General features: G+C 39.6%; 10 protein-coding genes and 3 pseudogenes. 4 read left to right on the top strand and 9 right to left on the bottom strand.

Annotated features, from left to right (window positions below; all coding sequences use genetic code 11):
* From IQ242_RS09690 to IQ242_RS26070, 5 genes are all read right to left on the bottom strand, one after another.
* A partial coding sequence (locus tag IQ242_RS09690) for a glycoside hydrolase family 3 N-terminal domain-containing protein (protein WP_193959822.1) occupies positions 1–1,413 on the bottom strand: 1,413 nt, incomplete at its 3' end.
* 109 nt (positions 1,414–1,522) lie between these two features.
* On the bottom strand, positions 1,523–1,915 hold the full coding sequence (rbfA, locus tag IQ242_RS09685) for a 30S ribosome-binding factor RbfA (protein ID WP_193959821.1): 393 nt from the start codon (positions 1,913–1,915) through the stop codon (positions 1,523–1,525).
* 41 nt (positions 1,916–1,956) lie between these two features.
* Positions 1,957–2,154 (bottom strand): DUF751 family protein, encoded by a 198-nt coding sequence (locus IQ242_RS09680; protein WP_002737592.1) that lies wholly within the window; start codon positions 2,152–2,154, stop codon positions 1,957–1,959.
* A 640-nt stretch (positions 2,155–2,794) separates the two neighbouring features.
* A complete protein-coding gene (locus IQ242_RS09675) occupies positions 2,795–3,067 on the bottom strand; it encodes a DUF433 domain-containing protein (RefSeq protein WP_193959820.1) in 273 nt (90 codons plus the stop codon).
* Positions 3,068–3,293: 226 nt separating this feature from the next.
* Entirely contained in the window at positions 3,294–4,508 is a 1,215-nt protein-coding gene (locus IQ242_RS26070) for a PEP-CTERM sorting domain-containing protein (protein ID WP_228020910.1), read from the bottom strand.
* Between the two features lie 291 nt (positions 4,509–4,799).
* Here IQ242_RS26070 and IQ242_RS09665 point away from each other — a divergent pair, with 291 nt between their 5' ends.
* From IQ242_RS09665 to IQ242_RS09650, 4 genes and pseudogenes are all read left to right on the top strand, one after another.
* Positions 4,800–5,225: a DUF29 family protein gene (locus IQ242_RS09665; protein ID WP_193959819.1), complete on the top strand. Its 426-nt coding sequence runs from the start codon at positions 4,800–4,802 to the stop codon at positions 5,223–5,225.
* A 274-nt stretch (positions 5,226–5,499) separates the two neighbouring features.
* Positions 5,500–5,772: a hypothetical protein gene (locus IQ242_RS09660; protein WP_002761103.1), complete on the top strand. Its 273-nt coding sequence runs from the start codon at positions 5,500–5,502 to the stop codon at positions 5,770–5,772.
* Positions 5,759–5,899 (top strand): annotated as a pseudogene (locus tag IQ242_RS27070) (DNA-binding protein); the annotation flags it as partial. The gene IQ242_RS09660 and the pseudogene IQ242_RS27070, both read left to right, overlap by 14 nt.
* A gap of 246 nt (positions 5,900–6,145) precedes the next feature.
* Entirely contained in the window at positions 6,146–7,516 is a 1,371-nt protein-coding gene (locus tag IQ242_RS09650) for an AAA family ATPase (protein ID WP_193959818.1), read from the top strand.
* A 40-nt stretch (positions 7,517–7,556) separates the two neighbouring features.
* Here IQ242_RS09650 and IQ242_RS09645 read toward each other — a convergent pair.
* The 4 genes and pseudogenes from IQ242_RS09645 to IQ242_RS09630 all read right to left on the bottom strand — a co-directional run.
* Positions 7,557–7,868: pseudogene (locus tag IQ242_RS09645) on the bottom strand (putative toxin-antitoxin system toxin component, PIN family); the annotation flags it as partial.
* 122 nt (positions 7,869–7,990) lie between these two features.
* Positions 7,991–8,254 carry a hypothetical protein gene (locus IQ242_RS09640; protein ID WP_002752205.1) on the bottom strand — a complete coding sequence of 88 codons (264 nt, stop codon included), beginning with the start codon at positions 8,252–8,254 and terminating at the stop codon, positions 7,991–7,993.
* 63 nt (positions 8,255–8,317) lie between these two features.
* Positions 8,318–8,881: a Uma2 family endonuclease gene (locus IQ242_RS09635; RefSeq protein WP_193959817.1), complete on the bottom strand. Its 564-nt coding sequence runs from the start codon at positions 8,879–8,881 to the stop codon at positions 8,318–8,320.
* A gap of 109 nt (positions 8,882–8,990) precedes the next feature.
* Positions 8,991–9,060: pseudogene (locus tag IQ242_RS09630) on the bottom strand (photosystem Q(B) 2 domain protein); the annotation flags it as partial.

Here is a 9,060-nt window from a genome sequence, read left to right as displayed (position 1 = left end):
TGCTTGAATTTGTCCGGTTTTCAGCAAATCTTGATAGATAGCTTTCGTTTCCTCCCCTAATCCGGCACTACCCCGAAAAGGATTACCACGGATGAATACTTGTAGGAGAGTTGTTTCTGGAGAGACGAGGGACTGATTAAAGGTGCTACGGTCGATTATTTGGGTTTGATAACCCCATTGTCGGGGAATTGTCACCGCCGGACAAGAGCGATCGAGAAAGTCACAGTTGAGTAAATCATCGATAATGATTAAATTGCGGCCTTGAGTGGCTTTAATGGGTAAATTACCGCTAACTGTTTGGGAATCTTTTAAAATATCGCTGACAATCTCTAGAGCTTGCGGTGCCGCTAAACTGCTTAAGGATTCTAAGGATGGCTGTCTTTGCCCTAATTTCTCTTTTGCTCGTTGAATACGCTGCCAAGAATCATTAATTCTGGCTTCGCTAATTGTACCCCCTTGCACGGCACTATACACCGCTTCGATCGCTTCGATCGGATCGGGAGGCATTAACAGTATATCAGCCCCCGCCTGTACCGCCCTCACTGCTATGGCGGCAGCACTGGCAATTTTAGTCACTCCTCCCATAATCAGGGCATCAGTGACGATTAAACCCTGAAAACCGAGATTTTGGCGCAGTTTTTCCCCGAGAATTTTCGAGGAAAGAGTGACGGGAAATTCGGCATCCCAAGCGGGAATTAACAGATGGCCTGACATAATACTATCAACCCCTGACTCGATCGCCGCTTGAAAGGGCGGTAATTCGATCGCTTCTAGGCGATCATGATCGTGGTTGATGATGGGAAGATCGAGATGGGAGTCATTGCTGGTGTCACCGTGGCCGGGAAAATGTTTGGCCGTGGTCAAAACTGGATAGGAATTCGCCCCTAAAATAAAAGCTTGAGCTAGATTAGCGACGATTTCAGGAGTTTCAGCTAAGGAACGAATATTGATAACCGGATTGTCGGGATTATTGTTCACATCGACAATTGGGGCTAAAATCCAGTTAATCCCGATCGATAGAGCCTCCTTAGCCGTAATTGCTCCCATTTCCATAGCATATTCTGTGGCTTTTGTCAAGCTTTTTTCCGCTATTTTTCCTAAAGCCATCGGGGGGGGAAACCAAGTAGCACCGGAAAACCTTTGGCCGACTCCCTCCTCGATATCGGCAGCAATGAGCAGAGGATTATCCCCGGACCAACTTTGTAATTGTTGGCTGCGGAGAGCGATTTCGGCGGCGCTGCCTCCTAAGAGAATCACCCCACCGAGGTGGAGGGTTTCTAACCAATGTTTTAGGGTCGCGTTGACAGGTTCCCAAGCAGGATAGCGGATTTGTTGGTCAAAGAGATAGCCGGAAGCGCGGACTACTATCATCTGACCAATACGTTCTTTTAGGGATAAAATGCGATCGCTCACTATTCAGTTATCAGTTATCAGTTATCAGTTATCAGTTATCAGGTTTAAGTTTTAAGTTCCCAGTTTTGTCTAAATCCAGTTTTGCCTAAATTTAGTTATCCTCTACTGGTCACTGGTCACTGATATCGGAATCGTCATCTTCTGGGGGTCGATCGCTCTTAATATGATCAAGAAGGTGTAACATTCGATCGCCGCGTTCAAGGGAAGAATCTTCTAGGAAGACCACTTCGGGGGTACGTCTGAGACGGATGCGTTGACCGAGTTCGCGCCGGACGAATCCCGCAGCAGCTTTTAAACCGGCCATAGTTTCGGCCTTTGCCTCTTTGTTGCCGTAGATAGACACAAAAATCCTAGCGTGTTGCAGGTCGTGGGAGAGATCCACATCGGTAACGCTAACCATACCGGCCCCGACCCGATCATCTTTAATTTCCATTAATAACATTTGGCTGACCTCGCGCTTAATTAGCGAGGACACGCGAGATACTCGACGGTCGTTAGCCATAATTTTTGTCCCCTAAAAACAGCGAAACCCTTACCATTGTATCAAGCTAATCCGAGCATGGCTTTGAGGGTGAAATAAAGAAAGGCGAAAGTTCCCCCCAGAAAGCCGACAAGTGCGATCGCTGTGAGGGGATTTTTTAATAAAGGGGCCAACCAGCCGAAAAAGGCGAAGAAAATCCCTAAACTAAAGCTAATCAGATAGCGGGGGTAACGGCTCACGTTATCAAAAAAGTCGCCCATAAATTTTATTTATTATCTTTGTCCGTAAGTAATTATAGCAGTAAGCTTCGATGCTGCCACGCCGCCCGATTAATGGGACTTAACAGAATCTCTAGACTTTTGTACTATTTAGTCGTATAACTATCTGGCTGGAGAGAAATACGGAATCACTCTACTCTAGATAAGTAGCTGGTTATAATTAAATTAAAAATGGATTTTAGGTTCGATCCCCCCTTAGTCCCCCCTTGATAAGGGGGGTGCCGATCCCCCCTTAGTCCCCCCTTGATAAGGGGGGGGATCTGATAACTTTTAACGCCTACCTACTTACAGTTAAGGGTACAGCTACTTTCAAGCTTGCGACGGGCATCGATCGATCCCTGAATTTGGGCTAACCAAAAGAGGCTAATTAATAGCCAGATGACAGCGATCGAATATCAAATCTTTGTGGAGAGAGTCAGGAATTTCCCCGACTAATAAGGGATTTTTAAAACTTAGCTCCAAACTAACTTTTGGATGGGTGCAAGGTTGGCATTGATACCTTGATTCAGCAACGACTAAGAATAACCACCCTAGGTCAAGCCTAACATTGGAATCGGCGATCAATGATGAACGTACGAGCGTTGACCTGCATCTTCATCAAGGTAGAAAAAGATTTGACTCATTACAATTCACCGGCTCGATATCGGGATTCCCAGTCTTCACAATCGGCTCGGTAAGCATCGATATCGGCCTCTATCTGTTCTTTATTCGCGCTATAAATTTGAGCCAGATTTAACTGAGGATACTCCCTAGCGATCGCTTCGGCACTCATTCCCGTTTTATGATCCATGACTAAACTTTGAATCGTGATTCTAGTTCCCGCGATCCGGGGACGGGAATTACAAATATCCGGACTAGCCACAATAAATTCTCTAATATCAATGCCTGTAGCCATATTTTCGCCTAGAGAAGTCCCTTTTATTGTAGCTCGATCGATACATCCGAACAACAAAAAAGCACCCCCTTTCGAGGATGCCCTTTTATCTAATGATTGAGATGCTAACTGATTGAAATGCCCCAAAATAGGGAATTTATAGACTTTCCAATCAAAGTCAGGTTGATGATTGAAGCTGGAAATCGCCATCATGTTGTATAAGCAACAGGATTAACGATAATTGCTATTAAGAGTCTTTTTTGGCTTGCTTCTTATTTAATTTTCCCGTCAAGAAAGCACCGAATCCGAGTAATCCTAAACCCAATAAATTGGACGGTTCAGGAACACTAACGCCACCAGTATTTTGAATAATGGGGTTTTGGGTGACTGTTACTGTTCCAGCAGCAGTAAATGTTAACCCCGTCACAAAAGCAGTAGGATTAGTTGGATCGAGCATTTCCGCAGGATCGATATCACTGATGCGAAAATCACTAAAGCCAAGGGGATTAACACCCAACAAGTTGAAAGTCGTTCCCGCAACTAGAGAATAATTGCCAAATCCGGGTAATTCTAAGGTAAAGTTACTGTCGCCCTGGGGGAGAGCATTGGGGATTAAAACAGAGGCGAATAAGGGTCCGCCTGTCACTGAATAATCGTATCCTACCGACACAATGGGATCGAAAAAGATGGGGTCAATTGTACCCAATCCATTATCACCGACGGGAACACCAGGAAAGGTAAAACCGTCGGGGTTGCTTGGATTTGGGGTAGGGAGAAGCGGATTGGTAGGAGTTGTTCCGGGTTCGGGATCTGGTTGAGATTGAGTGGATCCATACAGCCTGAAAGCCATGTCACCTAAAGGTTGCAACCCAGTCTCTCCGTTGAACAGGAAAGTAGTACCGCTAAACTGTGCCATCGCTCCGTCTCCTGGGTTGGTATTCAGCGAAGCTAGGCCAATAGTTTCTACCTCCCCGATATTGGTCTCAATTGTTACCCCAAATCCACTCATGCCTATCCAGTAGGGAGTGTTGGCGGCGAGGTTGATGGGATTGGTGAAGTTGGCGAACAGGTTATTGACAAAGAGCCAGTCTCCCACCCCTGCGGTGTCGATAACGGAGATAGTTTCAGTGAAATTGTGGATGAGGGTGCCAGGAACACCAGCGCTGTCAGTCCACACCCGAATCGTCACCCCATCTCCCACGGATACAACATTAATACCGCTATAAATGCTCATACCAGTTATTGTTGCGGGGTTCGGAAAGGAGACGATTTCGGCGAAGTTTTGACCAGATGATGCGTTGACCCAACTGGCTACTCCCGACGAGGTGTTGGTGGCCGCGGGGCTGTAGTCCCAGATGATGTTGGTGGGTCCGTTGATAGTGAAGGCTTGTACTGGAACAGCCACCCCGATCGCACCCAATCCGATCCCTAAGCTGATACAATTAGCTAGTATCTTGTTCATAACCTGATAAAAATCAAAAAAACTAAGTGATTCTTACAATCTAGATGTTCACTTTGGTTTTGTCTGTGGGAATTTGTGGCCATTTTGGATTTTCTGATATAATAATTTTCGTGGGATAAAGTGGGATTTAGTGACAAAAAGGAGGGCAAGGCTCATGAAACAAGGCTAAATTTTCGTTAATAAGGCAAGAGAACAGGCAAAAGTTTTCGCTTGTTTTTCCAACTTTAACAATATCTAATGTAAAGGACAAATTACTAAATTAAGAGGTTAATCAGTAAAAAAAGGCAAAAAATGGAAGAATTATTAGAGTTAAAAAATCTATTACTAGCTGGCAATATTCCCGATGCCTTAATCTTGGTAGAGGAAATGACAGAAATGAGCAAAGATGATAAGCTCAATAAGATTTTTAGCTTTAGTATTATTGTCCTATTACATCTGATTAAACAGCAAGCAGAAAAACGCAGTACCCGCTCATGGGAAACCTCTATTTCTAATTCTGTTCGACAGATTCAACGCATTAATAAACGACGTAAAACTGGAGGAAATTATCTAACAATAGAAGAATTAAAAGAAACCTTAGATGATGCTTATTCTTCAGCTTTAAGACAAGCGGCATTAGAAGCTTTTCAGGGTATATATCAACCAGAAGAAATTGAAGCTATGATTGATAAAAATAAAATTATTAATCAAGCATTGGCATTAATATTAATCGATTAAGTAACAGGTGACAGTCGGAAACAAATCAGGAGGTTTAAATGTCAGGAAAAGCGAAACCCAACACCCAACACCTAAATCCGTCTGAATCGGCGCTCTCCTCCTCTCATTGCTTTTTGTTGGGTTTCCTTGGGTCTATAGTTGGGTTTCCTTGCGTCAACCCAACCTACTTTAGTTTCCTTGGGTCAATCCAACCGACGGTAGCAGAAGTCAAAATTATTCGTTATCTTGCTTAAAGATTAGCAGCCTATTTAAAAACCTTAACAGAGGACAATTAATGATTAACTTAGAACAAATTCAACAAGATATTAACCAATTACCTGAAGAAGCACAAAACTTACTGATTGATTTTATTGAGTTATTAAAAAAACGCTATTCTTTAGCAAAAAAGCCAGAGATTGCAGCAAAAATAAACCCTGAAGCTCAAAGTACCCTAGACATTTTAAAAGAATCTGGATTAATCGGTTGTATTAGTGCAGAATCAGACCTTTCTACTAATTATAAATCCGTTCTCAAAGAAGGATTAAAAGCTAAATATGATCATCGTTGATACTGGGTTCTGGGTAGTTTTATTTGACAATAAAGATCAATATCATCTAATAGCACAGCAAACCTTAGCACAGTATTCTTCTCAACCCCTAATTACAACTTGGTGTGTTTTAACAGAAAGTTGTCATCAGTCCGTGGTAGTTCGTAGCGAATATGTCAGATTTTTAAATATAGCGCAGGGTTCAATTCATAAATTAGAAACTTATCTTCTCCTATCTGGACGGATAGGATGAGGTGAGCAAAAAGAGATAAAATAATAGTTGATATTTTGCAAGAGTAAAGTAAAATGATTATTAGTCTGATAAAAAAACGAGAAAACTAAAATATGTTCCCTTATCCCAACCAGCAATACAAATGTTCTATCACTTACTTATATGGATATTCAAACCCTTTTAGAATGGACTGATAAACAGGTATTAGACAAAACTGGTAAACATCTTGATTCGTTGCAAGAATCCATCTTACAGGGTATTTGGGAACATCAAGATTACGAAGAAATTGCCAAAGATAATCAGCGCAGTTATGACCATATAAAAAAAGAAGCATGGAAATTATGGCAACTGTTATCAGATGTTTTTCAAGAAGATATAAAAAAGTCTAATGTTCGTTCTATTTTAGAAAATAAAGCTTCATCTATTATTTATAACTTTGTTAACCATCATGGTAATAATATTAGCAATAGTCGTGTTAATATCTGTAGAGAAAATAATCCCTATTCAGAAAACAACTTAAAAAAGTCTTCAAATTTTTCAGATAATGATCATCAATCCCCAATAATTAACCTAACAAAAGCACCAGAATTAAGGTATAACTATGGACGTAAGTTAGAAATATCAACCTTAAAAGAATGGCTAGATAATAAAACTCGATTAATTACCATTTATGGGTTAAGTGGAATCGGAAAAACAGCTTTAACCCTTAAATTAATTTCAGAAATTGCCCCACAATTTGATTATATTATTTACCGCAGTCTGGAAAATATTCCTCAATTAATCGCTCTCAAGGATGATCTAAAACAGTTTTTCAACCAATCTCTATCAACCCCCTTACCTGATATAATAGATTATCTAAGCTCCTATCGTTGTTTAATTATTCTTGATGATGTGCAGAATATTTTTAAACCGGGGGAATTAGCAGGTAAATATTTAAGCGACTGTCAGGATTATCATAAATTTTTTCAGCAAATTGCTAACACATCTCATCAAAGTTGTTTGATTTTAATTAGTTGGGAACTTTCCAGAGATTTTGTCACCTTAAAATCCGATAAAATTAAAACTTTATACCTGCAAGGTTTCACAACAGAATTTGAAGAAATCTTCAAAGAATACGGTTTAAAAAGTGAGGAGAAATGGACAGAACTGAGGGAACTTTATCAAGGTCATCCTAACTGGTTAAATATCATCTCCTCAACCATTATTGAACTATTTGATGGAGAAGTATCCCTATTTTTAGAACAAATGAACAATGAAATTTATTTAGGGGATATAGAAAACTCGATCGAATGTCATTTACAGCGTTTATCCGCAACAGAAAAAAAGGTGATACACTGGTTAGCTAATCAAACTGAAGCGGTAGAAAAGTTTCCCAAAACTGCTAATCTTGACTTATCTACTTCTGAATTTTGGGCAGCTATTCAGTCATTAATGAGACGCTGTTTACTGGATAAATTACCATCAGAAACCTCGTCCTATTTTCCTATTAATCCTGTGTTTAAATCCTATCTTCAAAGAAATCCTAACGATTAGGATTATCTCTTTACAAATAAATGCGATCGCATTTTTTACTTTAACTATTTTGTAAGACTTGTAAGAATAAATTTGGCGATAAAATTTGTGTATGATGATAATGCTTTAGCGGTAAAATGTGTTTTTTATCTAAAGAAACTAGATAATCAGCACCTATTTCGTAAGCGGCTGCCAAAAACATATTATCATTTGGATCAACCTGATCGAGTAGTGTTGCTTGATAAATGCCTTGAATTTTGATAGCAGTATAAAAAATAGCCCTTAAAATATCCTTAATATCATTTCTGTCAATATTTTTCAGTAATAGTTTTTCAACCAATTCCTCCAATAATTGAGGAGAAATAACTAACTTAAATCTACCCTCTCACCAATAACGAATAATTTGACAAGGCACACTGTTAGGATTTTTACTTAACAAAGCTGAAAGAAAAACCGAAGTATCAAGAATAACAAGAGGTGAATCTTGAGCAAACATCATAGTAAATCAGATTCTTCTAAGTTTCCTGAAATTCTCACACAAGCGTCATCAAATTTTTGCCAAACTTCATGATAACAATTATCGGGCATATTTTGAACCTCATTTAATGTTTCCATAATCAAATCTTTGGCCTGTTTTCTATTTACATTTTCTTTTAAAACTTCTAAATGCTTGTGTAACTGTTCTAATAACCATTGTTTATCTTCAAACGAAAAATTTCGTAACTTTTGTTCAAGTTCAATAATTTGAGGGGATATCATAAAATTAACTCCTGACCAAGATTAGTCTAGTTTAATGATAACAAAAGTTTCAAATTTAAAGCTTCAACTAAAGATTACCTTGTTATAAATATCTGCTATCTCCACCTCAACCCCCAAAGAGTTTAAATGAATTATCTTATCAGATTCATAAGCTGTAAACAACCAAAGATCGCCTTCCTTTTGAAAATGTTCAATATAACATTTTTCCTGAGAAATCAATAAATATTCCTGAAAAGTTGCAATGGTTCGATAAGCGGCAAACTTTTCTTCTCTGTCGTAACTTGCCGTTGCAGCAGACAAAACCTCAGCGATTAAAACAGGATTAATTAAAGTATCTTTGCGTCCTTCTTGATAAATAAGAGGTTCAGGCATCACCATAATATCAGGATAGGTAGCTATTTGACGCTCAGGTATCCATAAACGCTGATCGGTGACAAAAACGGCATAGGGTTGATTCTTTAGTCCAGTATATAAAGCCACTAATAAATTACTAATAATGCGATTATGAGTCGGTGTCCCTCCTGTCATAGCAATAATTTTTCCATCCAGATATTCATGACGAGTTTGGGATTGTATTTCCTGCTCAAAATATTGACTAAGAGTATATTTTCCAGTGAGAGCGGTCATAATAATGATTGTTTGAGAATAAGCATTTTGCAGCGTTTTTCATTGTTCCCCAATTCTAACAACAAAAAAGCACCCCCTCGCGGGAGTGCCTTTTCATTCAGACTAGGAATTAACCATTGATAGCAGGAGCGGTCAGAGCCACAGGAGCCTGTTCACCACTAGCTAAGTCTAAGGGGAAG

Source organism: Microcystis sp. LEGE 08355 (genome assembly GCF_015207185.1).
Classification (GTDB): Bacteria; Cyanobacteriota; Cyanobacteriia; order Cyanobacteriales; family Microcystaceae; genus Microcystis; species Microcystis panniformis.
Note: the sequence above shows the minus strand (reverse complement) of the source record. Positions and strands in the feature narration are given on the sequence as shown.